The following is a 21,730-nucleotide window of genomic DNA, read 5'->3' on the forward strand; positions in this document are numbered from 1 at the left end:
ATTTTTTACTACTCCCTACTCCCTACTCCCTACTCCCTACTCCCTATCTCATATTCTGCTTTTTCTCAGCTTTGGAATCGCGAGTTGCAACGGCTGCTAGTTCTGCATCCATCAGTGTGCGTCCTGTAGCGGCGAGGTAAACGTCATCGAGACTAGGGCGAGATTGGGCAATGCCAAATATTGGCAAGTCAGCAGCATTTAAAGCTTGCTGTACGTTAATCAGAACATCATTCTGAGGTGTTACCACTAAGTTGAGAGAATTACCTTGAGCGCTGTTGATGATTACTTCTTGCACAAATGGCAAAGGTTGCAACACGTTCTTAGCTTTTTCGGCTTCCTCAATGGGGGAAAACTCGCGGATTCGCAAGGTAATGCGATCGCCCCCTACTTGATCTTTCAATTGTGAAGGTGTACCCTTTGCAATCACGATGCCACGATCTATAATTGCCACGCGATCGGCTAGTGCGTCAATTTCTTCTAAGTAATGGCTGGTAATTACTACCGTCGTTCCAGAGGCGCGTAATTTTCGCAGGAAATCCCAAACTACAAACCGGGTTTCTATGTCAAGTCCTACGGTTGGCTCATCCAATACCAAAACATCCGGTGAATGGAGCAACCCAGCAGCCAAGTCTAGACGCTTGCGTAAACCGCCAGAGTAGGTGCCTGTTTTTTTATTCGCGTATTCTTGCAAACCGAGTAAATCTAATACCGTTTCAATCCGCTGTTTGGCGATCGCGCCTGGGAGGTGATAAAGTGCTGCTTGTAATTGCAGCAGTTCTTTTCCAGTCAGCACCTTATCTATAGCAACTTCCTGAGCTACATAGCCTAGTCGTTGTCTTGCTAGTTTGGGATTATCCAACACAGAAATACCAGATACTTCGATTTTGCCAGCATCCGGTGTGGTCAGTGTACACAAGGCACGCAAAGTGGTAGTTTTACCAGCACCATTGGGGCCTAGTAAACCAAAGATTTCTCCTGATTCTACCTCAAAGGAAACATCCTGGACGGCAACCACCGTGCCGTAGCGTTTTTGCAGATTTTGAATTAAAACGGCGGGAGCCATGACAGCTTATCCCCAACTATATAAATCTCAATAAAGTCTATCTTTATTGTATTAGGTGCAGAGCAAGGAAAGATTAAGCAATTCAAAATTCAAAAGGAACCAAGTCATGCCGGGTGCAAATTTTACTCAAATTTAACTCTTCAGCCCCCTTCCCTACAAAGAAATCTACCGTGTACACACAAATCTTTTAAAGTTACTGCGTAATGTAGTGGCGTGGCAAGGCTAAAATGTTGCAAAAAAATTGTAGTTGCAAAAAAATTGTAGGTTGGGTGGAGGCTTTGATCCAAGTATCACACACAGGTAAATATAAGTTGATTAGGTTGCTGCGTCCGCGTTCGTAGCGACGGCGAATAGTCTCTTCAGGGATGTTGTGACCGCCACTTTCTACACGTCTGCGTACCCGTGCGATCGCTAATTCGGCGGGTTATTCGCTGGCGTCTTGAGGGATCAAGTTTTCAGTGCATAAGTCCTGATTCTCAAATAATCTTTCTTGCTGCCCCCCTGCGAGGACTAGAATTAGAATTGATGTGACGTTCTCTAATAGCCAAAGTGTCAGAATCTCTGCCATTGCGCGATCGCTATCTTGCCTTAATCGATGAAATTGTCGAAACCACCCTCAAGGGCAAAATTAGCTCTGTTGATATGGTGTATCAAATGCTGCTTAAAGGAATCACTTCCGGTACAGGGGAAGTGTTTGAGCTAGTTTTGAGCGATCGCTTGAATGCCCTCCAAAGCCAAGTAGATAGCGAAAAAGACGAATTCAAAACAGCTAAAGCGACTCGAAGTTTGAGAGCCATTAAGACTATCCAAAGTCAATGGCAACGTTGGCAAGAGCAAAACAAAGCCACAGAAGCGATCGCGGGAGCAGTTACAGAAATTACCACAGCCTCGGCAGATGAGCGTCTGGCGGCATTTTTACGGGTTACTGACCCCAATCAGAAGTATCCGCTAAATTCACAACAGCTACAGCAATTGTCAAAAGCATTACAGCAATTTGCTCAGGTAGATTCTGATTTACAACAATTTTCCGAAGGTATTACCCGTGGTTTAGCTTCTTGGCAGCGATTGCAAGACAACTTGCTCAGTTGGATGTACGAGCAAAAAGAATCTTTGGGATTTGGTGGCGTACCGGGAGAACGTGGCCCTTGGGCAAGTTGGGCGAAGCAACTCAATAGTGAGTTACCCAAAGCATTGCTTCGCACCTTGGCTATGGAAGAATCGGCAATTGATTTTGCCCAGCGACAACGGGGTATCACCCTGAGAGACTGGGTAGAAATGGCATTGATTTTACAGTATTTGCAACGGGGGCTAATTAACTGGTTTGACCAACAAGCTTACGATGTTAAGGCGGGGCCAAAGTTGTCCATTTCCACTTTCTTGACCTTTGCAGTGATTTGGAGTCAGTTAGCAAGTGGTTTTCAGAGTATTGGAGTAAGGTACAGTGATGCCTGTTCTCAAATTATGCTTCAGATTTTGCGAACCTTTGCCCAGCGGCCATATTTTCCCTTTTACGGCGGGATTTTTGCCTCTTTTACCGGCACTTATTTACGAGATGCCCTAGATTATCTGGATGAACCACTACAAAGAGGCGAAGGAACCCAGGAAAAGGCCCGAATTTTAACACTTTTGGGCTATTCTCAACGTGCTTTAGGACAATATCAGCGATCGCTTGATTTTCATCAGCAAGCGTTAGAGATAGCTAGGAGGGCAGGCGATCGCCCCTGTGAAATTGCCAATCTCAACCACCTCAGCCGCACCTACGTCCAACAGCAAAATTATGCTGAGGCGATTAACTACAGTCAACGAGCATTAATATTGAGTCGGCAAGCAGGCGATCAGACAGGAGAGGCAAACGCGCTGGTAAATTTAGGTTACAGCGAAGTTATGCAAGCTCAGGAACTAGAACAAATAGAACCAGAAACCTATGAAGCCGCAATTAACTATTTAGAACAAGGTTTAAAATTATCCGAAAAATTAGGCGATATTCAAAGTAAAGCCTTATGTGTCAGCAGCTTAGGAATTGCCTATTTAGTAATTGGACAACACCAAACGGCAATTAAATATCTCGAAGATGGTTTTAAAACAGCACAAGTTTCCGGTGATTTGTATCTCCAAGGGCGAAACTTAGCTTATTTGGCAGAAGCTTATTATCATCTACAAAATTCTGAAAAAACTATTTACACTGGCTGCTTGGGAATGTATCTTTTAGAGCAAATTGCTTCTCGTGAATGGCGACAACCAGCAGGGTTACTGACAATTTTACAGGGACAAATAGGGGCAGAAGCTTTTCATAACTTATTACAGCAACATCGCTCTAAAATGATTGCAGTTATCGGTATGGATGGGTATGATCACATCCCGCAATTGTTAGAAGAATACAAGCAAGATATGTAACAAGCTCTAATCAGATGATTACGAATTACGAATTAGTAATGCTCCTATGGAAATCACCAGCTGCTATTGCTGTAGAACTGCAACCGTCCAAAGCCAAGAAATTGCCCGTGGGATTTCTCACCCACCGGGAACGCTGTGACACCTAGTAAGTAAACACCAGAAATGCTGGGATTACTCAGGGGACGGAGGGCAATTGTAACTGTCTGTCCTGGAGTTAAAGGCGGTTCAAAGTTTACAGTAACCGTCTGTGTTTTGCGATCGCTTGTGACTGCGCCTAGTGTCAGCCGGAATTCTTGGCGATCGCGTGTTCCCACAAAAGCGCGGGTATCATTAAGATCGTAGCGGATGTTTTCTGCTCCCTCTTTCTGAGTAATTGTTACCTTCTGGAGGGATTCTCCAGCATTTTCCGGCACGTTGATAGTGAAATAGTAAATTGCGCCCCAAACATTCACATTTTCGTAAGTAGTCGTCGCGCTGACGAGTTTCGGCGGTTGAACAAAGTAGACTGTGCCATCTCTAAGTTGCACTGCTTGAGTCACCGGAATGGCAACTCCGCCAATGCCTATTGCTAACGAAAGTGTTATCCCAAACAAAGTTGCAACGCGCATAGTTGAATATAGATAAATACAGTTCAGATAAGTTCAAAGCCCTCACTGTAGAGATGCGATAAATCGCGTCTTCTAGTTATCTGGAAATGATTGACTTGGGAATGATAGAAGCTTGTTTTTCCCAATCCGAAGATTTCGTGTACCACCAAGCCCAAGCAATTAAAACAGCTTGAAAGGGAAGTCTGACTACGTGTATCCAAGGAGAGTCTGGTATATTTTCTAGCTTAATATGATTAACCGCCATGTTGATATTGGCAGGGAAAACCGCAATAAAAAGAGCAATAAGTCCCCAAGCAGCAGCTTGACTTACAGGTGGCACTAATAATCCGATACCCCCCAAAATTTCATAAAAGCCACTCAGATAAACTAATTCTAAAGGATAAGGAAGTTGTGGTGGCACAATTTTGACAAATGGTTCTGGAGTCAGAAAGTGTGTCACTCCAACCACAATGATGGATATAGCAAGAACGACACGTAAGATTTCTTTATATTTGTTCATAGGTTTTGCCTCATTATATACTTGCCCCTATTACTTCAGTTTGATTGCTAAATGTTAATTTGCCTTGAGTCAATAGGGAGAAAAATCCTATGCATCTTCTTCATAGTATAATACTTGATTATTTAAAACTATCTCATAAATATAATTAGATTATGAAATACTAACTAAAATGTATCAACCAATAACACTATCTCTTTTTTCAGGAGCAGGCGGACTTGATATTGGCTTTCAAAAAGCTGGGTTTAAAATAGCAGCTTGTGTTGAAAAAGAAGAAATATTTTGTAAAACTCTAGAATTAAATTTAGGTCGATATTCAAAACATAATTGCCAAGTTTTACACCGGGATATTCGATATTTACAACCGAGTGAAATTTCTCTTAATAAAGTTGATTTTATCATTGGTAGCCCACCCTGCCAAAGTTTCTCAGCTATTGGAAGACGTGCAGGAGGTATAGGTGGAATTCAAGATGAAAGAGGAAGTTTATTTGAGCATTATTGTCGCCTACTTAAGTATTACAAACCGAAGGGATTTCTATTTGAAAATGTTAGGGGAATCTTAAGTGCTAATAAAGGAAAAGATTGGCAAGTTATAATCAATGCCTTTGAAAATATTGGATACAAACTTTACTATCGTGTTCTTGATTGTGCAGATTATGGAGTTCCCCAACACAGAGAACGCTTAATTTTGGTTGGTATGCAGGATGGTAAATTCAAGTTTCCTAGACCAATATATGGTTCAGACTCACCTAATAATCATTCTCATATTAGTGCGTTAGAAGCAATAGTTGATCTACAAGATCCCTCCGAAACGGAACACCAATATTCAGGTAAATATGGAAAACTTTTAACGGAAGTGCTTCCTGGCATGAATTATCACTACTTTACTAAAGAAATGGGATATCCAAACCCAATCTTTGCTTGGCGTTCAAGATTCTCTGATTTTCTGTATAAGGCTGATCCAGATAAACCAGTGAGGACAATCGTAGCACAAATTGGTGCATATTCAGGCCCTTTTCACTGGAAAAATCGCAAGTTTACTTTACAGGAATTCAAACGTTTACAAACCTTTCCAGATGATTATGAATTTGCTGGGAGTCTAAACACAATTCTTAAGCAGATAGGTAATTCTGTTCCGCCTAAGTTTGCAGAAAAACTAGCAATGGCTGTTTTACAACAATTATTTGCAAGTGATTTAGATATGGATTTACTTGAGGAAGAAGAGCAATTATCTTTTGATGCTCGCAAGTCGCAGCGAGCTAAATCCACAAGAGTTAAGCGCTTGAATAATACTGAATATCTCCACTTGAACTTGTTAGACTCTCCATCTGAATCTTACTCAGTAAATAAAAAACAAGTTTTGTGCAATTTAGTTAATTATGATGATAGTATTTTGTTCCACTACTTATCTCCAAAATCTAGGATTAAGATAACGCAACTTGCTCTTATCCAAACTGGAAATATCTATAAATTCCACTTTCAACGTGCTGGAGAAATATGCTCAATTTCTGTCTCACATTACCAAAACGAAAGTTTTATAAATCCGCCTTTATTACAATATCAAGTTAAATTTGATCATCCAATTGGTGATGGTCTAAAAAAGATTATCTGTACACTACTATCAGACTCAGATAAAGATATACCGATAGCTTGGGATGCAATTGAAGATTGTTTAAGTCGGAGTTCAGGATATAAAACCATGATGGATGTTTATGGACATTTTACAGAGCCTCATCCAACTTTCACGCTTAATTTGGATGTTTTTAATAAAACATCTTCTTTTCTGATACGGTTTATTAAAGAATTCAGCAAATTTGAATCTACAAAAAAAGTACTGCCAGAAGAATTGTTAAAAAATATCTACGCTTCAGACGAAAGCTTTGATTTAGCTGAAGTTGTTCGTGACTTGAGAGAATTGCGTTTTGATGTTAGAGTTCATGAAACAAATAAAACAATTCCACCAGGATACTTCCGTTGCTGCTATCCATTTACTATCAATATAAATAAACAGGTTTCAGTAAAGTGGAAAAGTTAAGTTAAAGATAGTCGAGCAGCTTTTATAAATATATCCTTGGTGATAAAAGTAATATTTAGAACTCAGCGAGAGAGCGAAGTTCTAATGCACACACGCCAGCTAGTCTTGCTCAAAAAGAGCGCCATTATCTCTCTTATTCACTTAAGGCAGTATGAATAAAACAGCCGCATTCATAGCAGCAAGGATAAAAGGGTTTAAATTGATTGCACTAATTAAATGATTGAATCCAATCAATAAATCGGAATTAGAGAAAATCTTTATCCAGGGATAAATCAACCAAAATAGTAGGAGTGGTTGGAGGATTAGACGAAGATTATTTAAAGTATTCTTTCATCCAACTTTATTGTTTATGATTAGAAAAATCAATAGAACTATTTTCTTTTACCTGTGTTTCAATTTGACGACATTGATTTAAAAATAAAAAAGCTTGGGAATTTAAACTAATCACTGTCAACCGTTATATCCCTCTCGTTACTAACGAATAGGGTGAGTAACAGTACTCACCCTAGTACTCTAACTTGCTACTGCCTCAGCAGCGACTACGGGTAAGTAAACACTAACTTTTTTACGGGTTTTGCCCTTTCTCTCAAACGTTACAACACCGTCGATTAAGGCAAATAGTGTGTCATCGCTACCAATACCGACGTTGTTACCAGGGTGAAATTTGGTGCCGCGCTGACGCACGAGAATGTTTCCTGCACGCACAGCTTGACCGCCATAACGCTTAACACCCAGACGTTGGGCGTTAGAATCACGACCGTTGCGTGTACTACCTGTTCCTTTCTTGTGAGCCATGATTTCCTCTATTTATCTTGTATCTACTTCTTTATTATTCAACAGCGATTTCAAATTCTTCGGCAGGAGTCTCATCTGCAACGGGAACTTCTTGCTCTGTTGCTCCTTGGGCAGCAAACACTGCACCATTAAGGGTGATGGAGTCAATCATAAGTCTGGTAATTTCCTGACGATGCCCCCGCTTTTTACGAGTTTTCTTTTTCGGCTTCATTTTGTATACCAGGACTTTACGACCCCTAAAATGTCGCATTACAGTCCCTTCTACAGTCGCATTTGTCACTAGTGGCTGTCCTATGGTGACTTCGCCGTCGTGCTGCACGAGTAATACGGAATCTATTGTAACTTTTTCATCTGGTTCGGTCGTAAGCAGTTCAATGTCATAAAACCGTCCTGGCTCTACTCGTATTTGTTTGCCGCCAGTTTCAATAATTGCGTAGGTCATGGAATTGTCCTTGAGGTTGCCGTACAGGTAGCTGGTTTTTATCTCCTGTGGAGACGCTTTTGCCAGCTTTTGCAATATGTCTACCTGATCCGAGCAGGAATTAGACAGACAATCTAAAATTGTATTTTATTAACAGGTGTTAAGTCAAGCTTTTATTTTGCCAAGGTCGATCACCCATCCAAAAAATGTAAAGTGCATTTAGAATTCAGAATCAATACTTTTTAATTAAATACTGCTTCTATCTTAGGAATGACTTTTACAAACTAGCAGAAATATTTAGACTAAAACTTATATTTTCTTGTCAAAATCCACACATTTTTATTCTTTGTTTTAAAATTAGATTTACGCGCTTGATGTAAAAGTTTTCACAGAATTTAGTGAATCCACAGCAGTCAAATTACTACATTCAAACCTGATATGTAAAATAGGAGATAGACTGTCATGACACAGCAAAATGCTACTCGACTTTTTCAAGCTGTAAAACAAGACCAAGCATTACAGCAAAGACTCAAAGCAACAGCTGATCCAAATACCTTCATCCAGATTGCTCAAGAGCGTGGCTATTACTTTACTGCCGAAGAACTGGACAGTGAAATCAGCAAATTGTCTGAAGAAGATTTAGCCGCCATTGTCAATCCAGGATGGGGGACTAGACGCCACCTTAATCCTAGATAATTTCTGTTCTAGGAAACCGAAAGTATAGGAACAACTGAATTGACAAGTTTTGCTCTTCAAGGGGATACCGTTGCATTATCTCCTTTAGGGGCATTTCTGTTAAACTAAGCAACTCTGCTTCCCATATCCCTACCTGTTTAACTTATGAGTTAGGATGGCTATATTTTAATTGGGTGATATGCAAAGAATAGAAGTTGAACAAAGAACTATTTTAATTGGTTTGGCAGGTAGCCACGGCTATGGTTTAAATCGCCCTGATTCAGACTTTGATTATCGGGGAGTGTTTATTGCACCCAAAAGGTACTATTTGGGATTTGATCGTATAGAACAAAAAGATGCTGGTTGGGATGAACTAGGAATATTTCCATTCCTGGATAGTAACAAAGACACAGTTATATATGAATTAAGAAAAATCCTCCAGTTATTAGCGGGCGCGAATCCCAATGTTTTAGAATTGCTTTGGTTAAATAACTATCCTTTTTTAAGCGCAGTAGGACAACATTTAATTAATCATAAACAGCTATTTCTGAGTAAGAAGGTAAAACATACTTACACTGGTTATGCCTTTGCCCAAATCAAAAAGATGGAAACTCATCGTAAATGGTTGTTGAAGCCACCGCAAAAAAAACCAATACCATCTGATTTCGCCATAGAAGACGAAGCACCCCTCAGCAAAGATGAACTAAATGCTTTCTTGGAGTATCTTTATAACTTAATCAGAGGACGGATTGAGTTTTTGGAAGAAGCTGAACAATTATACCAATTGCTGACGGCAGATATTGATTTTAAAGGAGTGTTAAAACAATATACTTTACCCGATGAAACTTTGGAATATACCCAAAAGTTAAGCAATAGCCGTAAAGATTTTATCCGCCTACTTCAGAAAAGTCAAAGTTATCAAATAGCTTTAAGAGAATGGAAGGCTTACTTATCTTGGCAGGAGAATAGAAATCCGGCTAGGGCAGAAATGGAAAGAAAGTCGGGTTTTGACCTCAAACATGGGATGCACTGCATTAGATTGTTACGCAGTGGAGTAGAAATATTGCGGCGAGGTGAAGTGATTGTAGATAGACGAATAGCTGGCGATTTTGAGGATTTAAAAGCCATTTTAAAGGGTGAGTATTCTTATGAGCAGGTGATGAAAATGGCAGAAGATTTGGTTGCCGAAATGGAAATTGTTTACGAACAATCTGCCCTACCTCACAAACCTGATTTGGAGCAAATTAATGAGTTGTGTATGGAATTGGTGGAAATGCAGAATTGGTAAATGCAAAAGGAGAGACGCGATTAATCGCGTCTGTACATGAGTTAGGAGTTAATAAATCATAATTCAGCACTCATAACTAATTTTAGAAAGTGTATATTATTAAGTCAGCAAAGCCATAGAGGCTGATGATGAGTAATAGAGATGCTGTTAGTTGGGTAATTCGCGTTTGAGGTGAGGGGGCGATCGCTTCCCGCACTAAGATGGAAATAGATGCCCCAACTACTAAGCTCAAGCCTAAGATGAAGTACGGTCTATCGGGTAAAATACTGGCTATTGCCAGCATAGCGATCGCTAATAAGAGCATCAATAATTCTACAAACCGGGGCGGGTTGTATTGGCTAGATAGAACAAAGCTGTTAAACCAAAAAGACCAAAATCTCATAGTCAGTGTTGAGTAAAGAGTGCTGAGTTATACTCTGCCGATTTTGGATTTTTTCTTCAATTCAAAATCCAAAATCTAAAATCCAAAATTAATTAACCCCTAGCCCCTAATTTTTGACTTGTGCCGTTTTTTTGTGTATTAGCATCTTCTGGTAGTTCGACGCCAAAGACGCGACTAAAAGCTTTGGCAACTTTGTAGCCAGAATCAATCGATTCTAAGGGGTCTTTCCGCAGTCTGTGACGCAAGCATAGCGTAATCACGCGATGGATATCATCAACTGTAACTTCAGTGCGTCCTTCATACGCTGTTAAGGCTTTGGCGGCGCGGTTACTAACAATGTCACCACGCAAACCATCTACATCCAGTTCTGAGCAGACTTCAGAAATTTTCACCCGCAGATCATAGTCAATTTTCACTTCTGGCAAAAGCTGTTGAGCATTGACAATTTGCTCTTGCAATGCTTCTTGCTGGGTTTTGTAATTTTCGAGAAATACTGGCGGATTTTGGTCAAAATTCGCCCGTTGTTCCACAATTTGCACCCGCAAGATCGGTTCTTTTACTGTGTGAATTTCTGCGTGCATCCCAAAGCGATCGAGCAGTTGGGGACGCAATTCTCCTTCTTCTGGGTTTCCAGAACCTACAAGAACAAAACGCGCTGGGTGACGGATAGAAATACCTTCTCGTTCTACAGTGTTCCATCCACTAGCAGCAGAATCGAGTAGCACATCTACAAGGTGGTCATCAAGTAAGTTGACTTCATCCACGTAGAGAATGCCCCGGTTAGCTTTTGCCAGCAGTCCCGGTTCAAAAGCTTTGACACCTTCAGATAAAGCTTTTTCGATGTCGATTGTGCCGCAAACTCGGTCTTCTGTGGCTCCTAGTGGCAGGTCTACCATTTGGACTTTTTTCTGAGCAACAGGAATTTCTGCCCCTTGTTCTAATAGTTGGCGGACTTCATCGCTCATCAAATCGGGGTCGCTAGGATCACTACTGAAAGGGTCATTGGCAACCACGGAGATTTCTGGCAGTAGATCCGCCAGTGCCCGGATAGTTGTGGATTTCCCGGTGCCGCGATCGCCCATGATCATTACACCACCAATTTTGGGATCAATCACGTTCAATAGCAGCGCCAGTTTCATTTCTTCCTGTCCCACAATTGCCGTAAAAGGAAATACCACGCGACGCGTATTTGCCGTGGATTGAGCAGTTGGACTCACTAAATTACCTTAACAATATTTTTTTTATTACAGTTTTCTATTGTTACACAGGTAGGGTGTGAAATAGCTTAGTAATTTTAAAAGTATTATTTAAAACATCCTCTTTAAGTATTAAAATAATAATCATTTAGTTGATGAAAGATAATATATACATAATTTAGTGTCGCTGCAAAATCACTTAAAATTACTTAAGTCCTGAGAAAAGATTTGATCGTATTATTCTAAGTAATCCAGAGATATTTGATGAAAAGTTTAAAAATATATAGAGGTATGAAAAAAAAATCTGAAGATGAAATAAAAAGCTCTTCACTTACAGTTTTAGACCTTTTTGCAGGTTGTGGAGGGTTATCTTTAGGCTTTCAAAATGCTGGATTTAATATTGTAGCAGCATTTGATAATTGGAAACCAGCTATAGATGTTTATCAAAAAAACTTTAGCCATGAAATTTTTGATTACGATCTTAGTAATTTGAGAAGAAATTATCAAATTTTTAGAGAAATGCGTCCTAACATTATTATTGGTGGCCCCCCGTGCCAAGACTTTTCTAGTGCCGGCAAACGTGATGAAGATTTAGGAAGAGGGGATTTAAGTATTGTATTTTCTGAGATAGTTACAAGTGTTCTTCCTCAGTGGTTTGTGATAGAGAACGTAGAACTATTTCGTAAAAGCAATAAATATAAAGAGACTAGACAAATCTTGAAAGCTGCTGGATATGGTTTAAGTGAAATAATTTTGGATGCTAGTCTGTGTGGTGTACCTCAAAAGCGAAAAAGGTTTTTTTGCTTGGGAGAGTTACAAGGAAAAGACGAAAGTCTAGAACCTTACCTGAAAAAAAGGTTAGCAGATAAACCAATGACTGTTAGAGATTATCTGGAAAATAAATTAGAAATTCAATATTACTACAGACATCCAAGAAGTTACCAAAGAAGAGGAATTTTTAGTATTGATGAACCCAGCCCAACAGTAAGAGGAGTTAATCGTCCTATTCCTAAAACTTATAATAAACACCCTAAAGATCCAGTCGGCGTTACAGAAAAATTGCGCCCTTTGACTACAATTGAAAGAAGCTATTTGCAGACTTTTCCTGAAACATTTATTTTTGGGGGGACAAAAACAGACTTGGAACAAATGATCGGAAACGCTGTTCCAGTCAAGCTTGCAGAGTATGTTGCTCAAAGTCTACTTGAGTATATTAAAGATAATTTAAATAAATCTATAATAATTATAGAAAAAACTTATGTTTCAGAATTAAGTTTAAATAAACAAATTGAACATTAGTTATCATAATAAATCACAACTTCGCCGCGCCATAAATTTTTTTCAAATTCTGTGCTTATAATAGTATTGCTAATATAATTAGCTAAAAAAAGTTAGAGATCAGTTATTAAAATAAAATGGGAGATTCAATGTAATAGATTAAATCTCCCAAAGTGTTTTTACTTTAGTCATTAGTTTAACTCATATTTATCAAAGTTGTACATTAAGTTCTTAGCTCAACTTTCTGCATAAATCATTATCATTCCCATATCCTGGTGATTTTATTTTTTGGAAGTCCAAAAGGGAGATGGAGTATAACCAATGCCCAAAGCCTCATTCCCAATACCAAAGTCTATTGGACACTAATGACTAATAACTACGTCAAGCATCTTATAACTCTGCTAAGTCTGTTTTAGTTTTTCTGGTGCAAAAGTTCCATAAGCAGGGAACGAATAACTACCAATTCATCACTCTTGCAATAAGCATAAATACTTGTAGACTATATGGTTAGTAGATTCAATCATAAAAGCGAACAATGGCGTGTGTGGGTAGTTAATGCATCATTTAAATCTATGAAATCACTTTTTCTTGTTTCAAGTTGGCGGCAATTGCTCAAGTCTTTTTTTCCGCTTCTTATTTTAATATCGTTTATTACTGTATTGCTGGTGGACAGCTTTACTCCTAGCGCGATCGCACAGTTACCCCGTCAGGAAATTCGCGGGGTTTGGATGACTAATAATGATTTTGACATCCTCAAGAATCGCGCCAAAGTCCAGGATGCTGTGAGTCAATTACAACGGTTGAACTTCAATACAATTTATCCTGTGGTTTGGAATTCTGGCTATGTAATGTATCCCAGTGCTTTGGCACAACGTGCAGGTATTCAACCTTTTGTCTACAGAGGTTTAGATGGGCATGATATTCTTGCAGACCTCATTACCCAAGCCCATCGCAAAGGACTGCTGGTAATTCCTTGGTTTGAGTTTGGGTTCATGGCTCCCCCAACGTCAGAACTGGCACTAAATTATCCAGATTGGTTTACACAAAAGCGGGATGGTAGTCAAACTTCCATCGGTGCAGGGGGTGAGGTTATGTGGCTCAATCCCTTCCATCCAGAAGTGCAACGGTTCATTACCAATCTCGTGCTGGAAACTGTCACCCAATATGATGCCGACGGTATTCAGTTTGACGATCACATGAGTTTGCCCTATGAATTTGGCTATGATCAATATACAGTTGCCTTGTACACTCAAGAAACTAATAATCCTCCCCCAAAGAATCCCCAAGATGCGGCATGGGTAAAGTGGCGGGCAGATAAACTTACGGCGTTCATGGTACAACTTAACCAAGCGGTGAAGCAGAGAAAGCCCCAGGTGATTTTCTCCGTTGCTCCTAATTATTATGATTTTGCTTACAAGTTTCAGTTACAAGACTGGCTGAGTTGGATGCGACAAAATGTTGTGGACGAGTTAATTGTGCAAATTTATCGTCCGAATTTGCAAAGTTTTGTGGCAAATATTTCCCGCCCAGAAATTCGAGAAGCGCAACAAATAATTCCAACTGGAATTGGCATTATGACAGGGTTACGAAATAATCCAGTTTCCATGCAGCAAATTAAGTCTCAGGTGCGGGCTACCCAAGAACGCGGTCTAGGCGTAACCTTCTTTTATTATGAGAGCCTTTGGAACGATGCCCCAGAACCTTTAAATGAGCGGCAGGCTGGATTTGCAACTTTCTTTCCATCTCCCGCACTCCGCGCCAGAATTGAATAACTTTTCTCTTTTTCAGACAAGTTTTTTAATATACGGAATTACTCAAGTATGGTAGAACTACCGACATAGTAATCACTTAGGAATTCCGTTCGATGTATAAAAATGGTAAAAAATTTACTGCTATTTTTCTGTTAGTGTTTCTGTTGGTTGTTTCTATCAACTTTGCTGCGATCGCTCAAGATACTTCAGATGTCCCTTTTGTGAATTTTGCATCGCCTCGAATTTGTTCAGTGCCTCCTACTCTCAAAACTCAACAAGCCATTGCCGACAATGGTCGTAACCAAGTTAAAATGGGCGATCGCATCAGGGTGAGAGTTGAAGAATTATCAACAGCAGCCACAAGTGCAACGCCTCAAGGTAGTTCATTTGATCCTCGCCAATTAGTGTTGTACCTGAATGGCTATCAGCTACAGGATGTCCACGCAGAACCAATCAGCGTCATGGTTCAGGGTGAAAATCAAAAGCAAATTCTTGATAATAATTGGTTAGCCTTTCGACTTGAACGTACCGACTCGTCTGAAACTGCATGGAATGCGTTGCTTGGTGGAACAATCAAACCCAGTATTAATACGATAGTTGGGGTAGGCTGTCCTGGTAAATTAGCGATTCCGGTAAGCGATCCTCTGTCACCTCCTCAATTAAAAATAGTTCTATTTTCGTGGCGATTTTGGCTGTGCTTTCTTTTAGTTATAGCTATTGTCTTGATATTTATTAGGTATGGTCGAGACAGTCTACGTAGCCCTGGAATAGAAGGGGTTTACTCTAGAAAAGAAGTAATCGGTGGTGAGGAAATGTTGATACCAAAAGAGATTGGTATTAAACGAGAAAAACGCCAATGGCAAATTGCTCGGATTTTTCTTGGTTCAAAAGAATTGAATAGAAATCCATTCAGCCTATCAATATCTCAACTTGCTTTCTGGACATTTCTAATTTTTGCTGCTTACCTAATGATCTACGGTATGACAGGAGATTACACCAATGTTTTGACTGGACAATCACTAATTTTACTAGGAATTAATTCTGTAACGGCATTTGGTACTTCGTTAATTGATGGGCATGGTAATGAGAAAAACAAAAAAGGTAGTAAACGGATTTCTCAAGGTTTCTTGAACGATATATTGTCGGATATTAATGGAGTCAATTTTCAAAGGTTTCAAACATTCATCTGGACATCTGCGATCGGACTCTTCTTTGTTTGGGAGGTGATTAAAAATCTGGCGATGCCGGAATTTGATGATACACTTCTGACACTACAAGGAATCAGTGCCGCCACATATCTTGGACTTAGAGGGCAAGAGCATCATGGTATGCCAACCGAGCCGATTGGCTCTACGTCCCCAGAATCATTTGAAAACCAGATTATACCAGAACAAGACAAGCCACCGGAGAGCGATTTATCGAGTCCTCCTAGCTAAATACTGGAGAGTCATCTGGTGCATAGACTTGCAATTAATCCTCAAGTCAACACCAGAATACTTTCTTGTTCGGTGTCCCCAAACTGATTAATTGTGGTGTAATGGTTTCGCAAAATTTGTACAATTTTAGAGGTTGAAGAGTTACGAAAGATTTTTGTCTAAAATCAGTTTACAGGGATGCTACAATTGACACTCCCCGACCTGAAGGTGCGGGGATTCTTGATTCAACGAGTCCACTTAGATTAGACCCCTTGCGGTATCTAAGCCTCCTTGTGGTTCTCTCCTCAAGCGTTAACTTTCCGAGTGCCCCTCGGTAGTTGGATGATTCCAAAATTTGTTTGATTGAAATTCTGATCGCCTAGTCCCCATGTTCGCAAAGCGTCTCGCAGAGAAGATTTTACCTATTCCTGGGCAGGAACTAGAACTATGGAATAGAACCCCATATCAACAAGAGTCAAGGAACAGAAAAGCCGCTAGGCATTTAGGTTTTTATACAGGTTGATTACCGTTCCTGTTAAAACCAATTTTACCAGAACGCGAAGTAAAGCGTAAACACCTCAAACCGTTTTCATCACGCAGCCTAAAGTACGTAATACGGCGCATAGCGCCTGTTACTCAAGGGTTTTCAACGAGTGTTTTTATAACTTTTTCTCACAATCTGCGGCAAAGGCAATGCAACCTTTGATATCTTCGGAAGTGAGTTCAGAAAAGTCTGACAAAATCTCTGCTTCTGTCATGCCGCTAGCAAGATATTCCAAAATGTCATATACCATGATTCGCATTCCTCGAATGCATGGTTTACCACTGCGTTTGCCAGGTTCGATTGTGATAATTTCGTGGTAGTTCATGAGTCAGCAGCGATTGTTACCTTACGTTAATAATAGCGAAAGAAGAAGTCATATTTTATGGTAATTATGCATTCGCTTTCAGATTTCATAGACTGCAATGCTATCAGAAATTCATCCCCCAGCTATTACTATGAAGGGTGTTGTCCTCAAAGGGGCGTAGGCGCAGCCCGTCGTAGACATCGCCTAAAATTACCCCGCAATGCAATGTCCGAAGCGATCGCCCACGGACTCATGCAACACCTTGCTAACAATGACTGTTATTCTCGTGAAGGTAAGATGTATGGAGTATTATTAGTTGAACTATCCAATGGCGAACAACGGGTACTCAAAGCCTTCTCCGGTCTTTTGAATGGTTGCAGCGTAGTTGAAGGCTGGATACCACCAATTCCGGGAAGAGACGGAGTTGCTTTAGAGGAAGCCAGCACTTTGGCACAGTTGGACGCGATCAAGCAAGAACTCCTTACTTTGAAACAACTGAACGAACGCCAGCAGTATGAAACCTTATGTCATGAGTTTGAGCAGCAATTGCAAGAAATGAGCGATCGCCATCGTCATTGCAAACATCAACGACAGGAAAAACGTCAGCAAATCTGCAATACTTTTACTGGAGAAGCACTAACTCTTTCCCTTGAACAACTCGATGAAGAAAGCCGTCAGCAGGGACTTGAGCGACGACAACTTAAACGCCAGCAAAATGCAGTATTACAGCCCCTCCAGCAGTTAATTACAGCTACAGAGGCGCGAATTAGCGAACTGAAACAACAGCGTAAAATATTATCTCGTCAATTACAAGCTCAGATGCACGCTAGCTACAGCCTGACTAATTTTTCCGGGCGATCGCAATCGTTGCAGCAATTGATGCCAGAAGGCTTGCCCACTGGCACTGGAGATTGTTGTGCCCCAAAACTGCTCCATTATGCGGCAACGCATAACCTCAAACCACTGGCAATGGCAGAATTTTGGTGGGGAGCGTCTTCGATAAATCAGGACAAAATACCGGGAGAATTTTATGGAGCCTGTGCCGAGCGATGTCAGCCGTTGATGGGGTTTTTGCTCTCAGGGTTGAAACCTATTTCAATCATTAATAAAGATTTTTCCAAGGAAGAGATCCCCATTCTTTATCAAGATGAATGGCTGATTGCTGTAAACAAACCTGCTGGGCTGCTTTCGGTGCCTGGCCGTTACCGCGATCGCCAAGATAGTGTTTTGAGTCGCTTACGTCATCTGTTACCCGATGGCATGGCGCTTGCATCTGTGCATCGCCTGGATCAGGAAACTTCTGGTATTTTGTTATTGGCACGCGATCGCCAAACCCATCGACAACTCAGCCAACAGTTTCAGCAACGGCAGATTCACAAGGTTTATGAAGCCATACTTGGCGGGGCTGCGACAGTTGACCAAGGTACAATTGATCTGCCATTGTGGGGAGATCCGCAAAATCGCCCTGAGCAAAAAGTTGATTGGCAGCGCGGTAAACCCAGCTTGACACACTTCCGGGTAATGGCGAGAGAAGGAGGAGACTACACCCGCATAGAATTTATACCGCTAACAGGACGCACTCATCAATTAAGGGTTCATGCAGCTGATGCGCGAGGACTTGGGGTAACTATTTTAGGCGATCGCTTTTATGGATGCTGTGCAGAAGCAAGTCGGTTACATCTGCACGCTAGAGAACTTCGTTTTGAGCATCCACAGACAGGCGAAACTCTTCACATCCACTCAGAAACGCAATTTTGACGATATAACCTTCCCCACTCCCCACTCATAGGAATACGCGGGATGCGGGAAACTCAGCGTCTTCAGACCTGAGAGGGAAGCGGCACGGGCGAACGCCACTTGCTACAACGCTCTTAACCCGCGCAACGCAGTGGCTCCTTTAGTCGCAGTAGTATTTTTTTCTTAATTTGAGGCATGGTGAGGATCTTCAATATACTTTCTAACCGCCTCACTGCTTATGTTACCAGCAGTACTCACAAAATAACTACTTGTCCATAATGAAGGAAGTTTTAAAAGAGCAGGGAATTCTTTTCTCAGCAAATAGCTAGAGCGTCCTTTAAAAGCCTTAACTACTAAATGTGGAGTATCTGTAGGCTTGACGCTAACAAACAAGTGAACGTGGTCAGGAGCTATTTCTAAAGCGAGAATATCCCAATTTTTCTCTATAGCTAATTCAGCAAATATCTGTCTAATTTTAGTTGTCACTTCACCTACTAAAACTTTCTTTCGCCGTTTAGGGATAAACACAAAATGATAGTTAATCAAGTACTTGACATGGTTATGAGTATTATAATCTTGCTGAGTGAGCATCCTAGATTAGTAGATATGTATTAATTTATCTACTATAATCAATTACTATATGCAAAGCAACTAATCTTGTAGGTGCAAATAGTGGCAAAACCTAACAAAAGCATGGGTGTGCAACAAGTTTTGTTGTTCCCAAGGAATGAGACGAAAGCGCTATTAGAATATCTCTGCGAGCAATCAGGCAAGCTTTACAATACAGGGATTTATTTTGCACGACAAACTTTTTTTAAAACAAATAAACTGTTGACAGGCAAATTTGATTTAGCATTTGAGCCATCAATTGCAAAGTCAATGCTTGCTCAATCTCTGCCTTCTACGCCAATGCAACAAACTCTAATGTCAGTTACAGAGGCGTTCAAGTCTTTCAAAGAATTGAGAGATTTGTATTTAAAAGGTGAACTACATTTCAGGCCGAAACCACCTAATTATCTAAAAGGGTTAAAGTTATTCAAAGTCGCCTATCCAAACTCAGGAGGTCAAAAACCAACATTAGTTAATGGACAACTTAGGTTTTCTCTGGGGTTGACAGTTAGGCGTTGGTTTGGTGTGTCTGAGTTCTTTCTGCCAATGCCGTCAAACATTGACTACTCAAAGGTTAAAGAGTTTACGATTCTACCTAAGAATGGTGCTTTTTATCTTGAGATGTCCTACGAAGTCGCCAAACAAAAGCACGATCTAGATACAAATCAGGCGTTGTCTATTGACCTTGGGACTGCTGATAATTTAGCTGCTTGTGTTGATACATTGGGTAATTCCCTGTTGATTGATGCCCGTGCAATGAAGGCGATGAATCAGCTATGGAATAAGAAAGTATCAACACGTAAGGAGGGTAAACCATCTTGCTATTGGGACAATTGGTTAGACCGTGTAACCCGTAAACGTAATCACCAGATGCGGGACGGGATTAACAAAGCAGCAAGATTAATTATTGACCACTGCCTTAAATATGGCGTTGGTACTTTAGTACTTGGGTGGAACGAGGGTTTTAAGTCTAATGCCAATATGGGTAGAGTGAACAATCAGAAGTTTGTTCAAATGCCTTTGGGTAAATTGAAAGACCGATTGAAACAACTGTGTGATTTGCACGGCATTAGATTTATTGAAACCGAGGAAGCCTACACGTCAAAAGCTAGCTTTCTAGATGGAGACTCCCTACCCAAATATGGTCAAAAACCTATTGGGTGGAAAGCATCTGGTAAGCGGATTAAAAGAGGTCTGTATCAGTCAGCAAATGGTTCAATTGTAAATGCAGATTTGAACGGCAGCGCGAATATTTTGCGAAAAGTAGCCAGCAATCTAAGCCTAGACTTAGGCTTACTGGGTAGGCGGGTCTTGACGACCGCAGCGAGAGTTAGACTTTGGATGCTACCTAAGTTTACTCTGTCCGCAGAATCTCAGTGTCTTTAGACCTGAGAGTGTCAAAATATGAGAACATAAGTGAATTGTAGCTAAACACTTATATAGAGGTTTTAAGTGGATACTATTGCAATCCCTCCTTTGAATCGCCCAATAGATGCCACGGTAGAGATTCCTGGTTCTAAAAGTATTACCAATCGGGCGTTACTCGTTGCTGCTTTGGCGCAAGGCAACTCTATTTTAGAAAATGCCTTATTTAGTGACGACAGCGATTATTTTGCTAAATGTTTAGAGCAATTGGGCATTCCCATTACTCTAAATCCTCATCTGGCTCAGATTCAAGTGGCAGGAAGGGGAGGCGAAATTCCAGCGAAGCAAGCAGATTTATTTGTGGGTTTAGCAGGTACAGCAGCAAGGTTTATCTCGGCGCTGGTGGCATTGGGTAACGGTGAATATCGCCTAGACGGTGTTCCTCGGATGCGAGAAAGACCGATGGGTGATTTGCTGACGGTGCTGCAAACAAGCGGAATAACCGTTAACTTCGAGGGAAATCCTGGGTTTATGCCTTACACCATCTACGGTGGGCAGTTTTCTGGGGGAAATTTTCGTTTGCAAGCCAACCAAACAAGTCAGCAACTTTCGGCATTACTGATGATTGCGCCTTATGCTCAACAAGACACAATTATTGAAGTTGAGGGTACGCTGGTTTCTCAGTCTTACATCAAAATGACTTGTCGCCTGATGGCAGATTTTGGCGTAGAGGTGATTGAAATCGGTGAAAATCAATTTCAAATTAAAGCAGGTCAGCGTTACCAGGCTCGTCATTACACAATAGAACCTGATGCGTCAAATGCTTCTTACTTTTTTGCCGCCGCCGCCGTCACTGGTGGACGGGTGCGGGTTAAGCATTTGACCAAACAATCCTGTCAAGGTGATATTCTTTGGCTCGATGTCTTAGAACAGATGGGTTGCCAAATTCATGAATCCGATGATTACACCGAAGTAACAGGGCCAGAGCAATTGCTGGGTATCGATATTGATATGAACGATATGTCAGATTTGGTACAAACTTTAGGAGCGATCGCCCCCTTTGCCAGTTCACCTGTTACCATTCGCAATGTGGAACATATTCGCTATAAAGAAACCGACCGTATTCACGCGGTTGTTACCGAGTTGCGGCGCTTAGGAGTCCAGGTTGAAGAATTTGCCGATAGACTCAAGATTGAGCCTGGCCCCATTACTCCAGCTGCGATCGAAACTTATCATGATCATCGCATGGCAATGGCCTTTTCTGTCACTGGCTTAAAAGTTCCGGGGATTGTAATTAAAGACCCCGGTTGTACAGCGAAAACCTTTCCAGATTACTTTACCCGATTTTTTCAAATGTTAGAACAATAAAAGGTG

The 21,730-nt window shown here is 40.8% G+C and carries 19 protein-coding genes and 1 pseudogene; 10 read left to right on the top strand and 10 right to left on the bottom strand.

Annotated elements, in window-relative coordinates; all coding sequences use genetic code 11:
* Positions 1–43: 43 nt before the first annotated feature.
* A complete protein-coding gene (locus F8S12_RS14130; protein WP_196516892.1) occupies positions 44–1,063 on the bottom strand; it encodes an ABC transporter ATP-binding protein in 1,020 nt (339 codons plus the stop codon).
* A 549-nt stretch (positions 1,064–1,612) separates the two neighbouring features.
* On the opposite strand from F8S12_RS14130, the gene F8S12_RS14135 reads away from it, so the two are divergent.
* Entirely contained in the window at positions 1,613–3,457 is a 1,845-nt protein-coding gene (locus tag F8S12_RS14135; RefSeq protein WP_196516893.1) for a tetratricopeptide repeat protein, read from the top strand.
* Positions 3,458–3,510: 53 nt separating this feature from the next.
* Here F8S12_RS14135 and F8S12_RS14140 read toward each other — a convergent pair whose 3' ends face one another.
* Both F8S12_RS14140 and F8S12_RS14145 read right to left on the bottom strand, forming a co-directional pair.
* On the bottom strand, positions 3,511–4,065 hold the full coding sequence (locus F8S12_RS14140; RefSeq protein WP_196516894.1) for a DUF2808 domain-containing protein: 555 nt from the start codon (positions 4,063–4,065) through the stop codon (positions 3,511–3,513).
* Positions 4,066–4,141: 76 nt separating this feature from the next.
* The gene (locus F8S12_RS14145; RefSeq protein WP_196516895.1) at positions 4,142–4,564 is read right to left on the bottom strand and encodes a DoxX family protein; all 423 of its coding nucleotides are present in this window, start codon (positions 4,562–4,564) and stop codon (positions 4,142–4,144) included.
* Between the two features lie 169 nt (positions 4,565–4,733).
* On the opposite strand from F8S12_RS14145, the gene F8S12_RS14150 reads away from it, so the two are divergent.
* Positions 4,734–6,596, top strand: coding sequence for a DNA cytosine methyltransferase (locus F8S12_RS14150; RefSeq protein ID WP_196516896.1), 1,863 nt, complete (start codon positions 4,734–4,736; stop codon positions 6,594–6,596).
* A 141-nt stretch (positions 6,597–6,737) separates the two neighbouring features.
* Here F8S12_RS14150 and F8S12_RS40590 read toward each other — a convergent pair.
* From F8S12_RS40590 to rplU, 3 genes and pseudogenes are all read right to left on the bottom strand, one after another.
* A pseudogene (locus F8S12_RS40590) lies at positions 6,738–7,047 on the bottom strand (hypothetical protein); the annotation flags it as partial.
* A gap of 62 nt (positions 7,048–7,109) precedes the next feature.
* Positions 7,110–7,391: a 50S ribosomal protein L27 gene (rpmA, locus tag F8S12_RS14155; RefSeq protein WP_196516897.1), complete on the bottom strand. Its 282-nt coding sequence runs from the start codon at positions 7,389–7,391 to the stop codon at positions 7,110–7,112.
* A gap of 34 nt (positions 7,392–7,425) precedes the next feature.
* Positions 7,426–7,833, bottom strand: coding sequence for a 50S ribosomal protein L21 (gene rplU, locus F8S12_RS14160; protein WP_196516898.1), 408 nt, complete (start codon positions 7,831–7,833; stop codon positions 7,426–7,428).
* A 441-nt stretch (positions 7,834–8,274) separates the two neighbouring features.
* On the opposite strand from rplU, the gene F8S12_RS14165 reads away from it, so the two are divergent.
* Together F8S12_RS14165 and F8S12_RS14170 are read left to right on the top strand one after the other, a co-directional pair.
* Complete coding sequence (locus F8S12_RS14165; protein ID WP_196516899.1) at positions 8,275–8,508, top strand: Nif11-like leader peptide family natural product precursor; 234 nt, start codon at positions 8,275–8,277, stop codon at positions 8,506–8,508.
* Positions 8,509–8,686: 178 nt separating this feature from the next.
* Positions 8,687–9,775, top strand: coding sequence for a nucleotidyltransferase domain-containing protein (locus F8S12_RS14170; RefSeq protein ID WP_196516900.1), 1,089 nt, complete (start codon positions 8,687–8,689; stop codon positions 9,773–9,775).
* An 82-nt stretch (positions 9,776–9,857) separates the two neighbouring features.
* On the opposite strand, the gene F8S12_RS14175 is transcribed toward F8S12_RS14170, so the two are convergent.
* Both F8S12_RS14175 and bchI read right to left on the bottom strand, forming a co-directional pair.
* A complete protein-coding gene (locus F8S12_RS14175; RefSeq protein ID WP_196516901.1) occupies positions 9,858–10,157 on the bottom strand; it encodes a hypothetical protein in 300 nt (99 codons plus the stop codon).
* Between the two features lie 92 nt (positions 10,158–10,249).
* On the bottom strand, positions 10,250–11,374 hold the full coding sequence (bchI, locus tag F8S12_RS14180) for a magnesium chelatase ATPase subunit I (RefSeq protein ID WP_196516902.1): 1,125 nt from the start codon (positions 11,372–11,374) through the stop codon (positions 10,250–10,252).
* 243 nt (positions 11,375–11,617) lie between these two features.
* Between bchI and F8S12_RS14185 the strand changes: the two genes are divergently transcribed.
* The 3 genes from F8S12_RS14185 (at position 11,618) to F8S12_RS14195 (ending at position 15,818) form a co-directional block, all read left to right on the top strand.
* Positions 11,618–12,652 carry a DNA cytosine methyltransferase gene (locus F8S12_RS14185; protein ID WP_442946802.1) on the top strand — a complete coding sequence of 345 codons (1,035 nt, stop codon included), beginning with the start codon at positions 11,618–11,620 and terminating at the stop codon, positions 12,650–12,652.
* A 482-nt stretch (positions 12,653–13,134) separates the two neighbouring features.
* Positions 13,135–14,403 carry a glycoside hydrolase family 10 protein gene (locus tag F8S12_RS14190; RefSeq protein ID WP_196516903.1) on the top strand — a complete coding sequence of 423 codons (1,269 nt, stop codon included), beginning with the start codon at positions 13,135–13,137 and terminating at the stop codon, positions 14,401–14,403.
* Between the two features lie 92 nt (positions 14,404–14,495).
* Positions 14,496–15,818: a hypothetical protein gene (locus F8S12_RS14195; protein ID WP_196516904.1), complete on the top strand. Its 1,323-nt coding sequence runs from the start codon at positions 14,496–14,498 to the stop codon at positions 15,816–15,818.
* Between the two features lie 638 nt (positions 15,819–16,456).
* Here F8S12_RS14195 and F8S12_RS14200 read toward each other — a convergent pair.
* Complete coding sequence (locus F8S12_RS14200; RefSeq protein ID WP_196516905.1) at positions 16,457–16,666, bottom strand: DUF433 domain-containing protein; 210 nt, start codon at positions 16,664–16,666, stop codon at positions 16,457–16,459.
* Positions 16,667–16,723: 57 nt separating this feature from the next.
* On the opposite strand from F8S12_RS14200, the gene F8S12_RS14205 reads away from it, so the two are divergent.
* Positions 16,724–18,403 (top strand): RluA family pseudouridine synthase, encoded by a 1,680-nt coding sequence (locus F8S12_RS14205; RefSeq protein ID WP_196516906.1) that lies wholly within the window; start codon positions 16,724–16,726, stop codon positions 18,401–18,403.
* A 162-nt stretch (positions 18,404–18,565) separates the two neighbouring features.
* On the opposite strand, the gene tnpA is transcribed toward F8S12_RS14205, so the two are convergent.
* Positions 18,566–18,973: an IS200/IS605 family transposase gene (gene tnpA / locus F8S12_RS14210; RefSeq protein ID WP_196516907.1), complete on the bottom strand. Its 408-nt coding sequence runs from the start codon at positions 18,971–18,973 to the stop codon at positions 18,566–18,568.
* Between the two features lie 102 nt (positions 18,974–19,075).
* Between tnpA and F8S12_RS14215 the strand changes: the two genes are divergently transcribed.
* Both F8S12_RS14215 and aroA read left to right on the top strand, forming a co-directional pair.
* Positions 19,076–20,377, top strand: coding sequence for an RNA-guided endonuclease InsQ/TnpB family protein (locus F8S12_RS14215; RefSeq protein WP_196516955.1), 1,302 nt, complete (start codon positions 19,076–19,078; stop codon positions 20,375–20,377).
* 66 nt (positions 20,378–20,443) lie between these two features.
* Positions 20,444–21,724: a 3-phosphoshikimate 1-carboxyvinyltransferase gene (aroA, locus tag F8S12_RS14220; protein ID WP_196516908.1), complete on the top strand. Its 1,281-nt coding sequence runs from the start codon at positions 20,444–20,446 to the stop codon at positions 21,722–21,724.
* The last annotated feature ends 6 nt before the right edge of the window (positions 21,725–21,730 follow it).

It is taken from the genome of Nostoc sp. WHI, assembly GCF_015714725.1.
In the GTDB taxonomy this organism is placed as follows: domain Bacteria; phylum Cyanobacteriota; class Cyanobacteriia; order Cyanobacteriales; family Nostocaceae; genus Nostoc.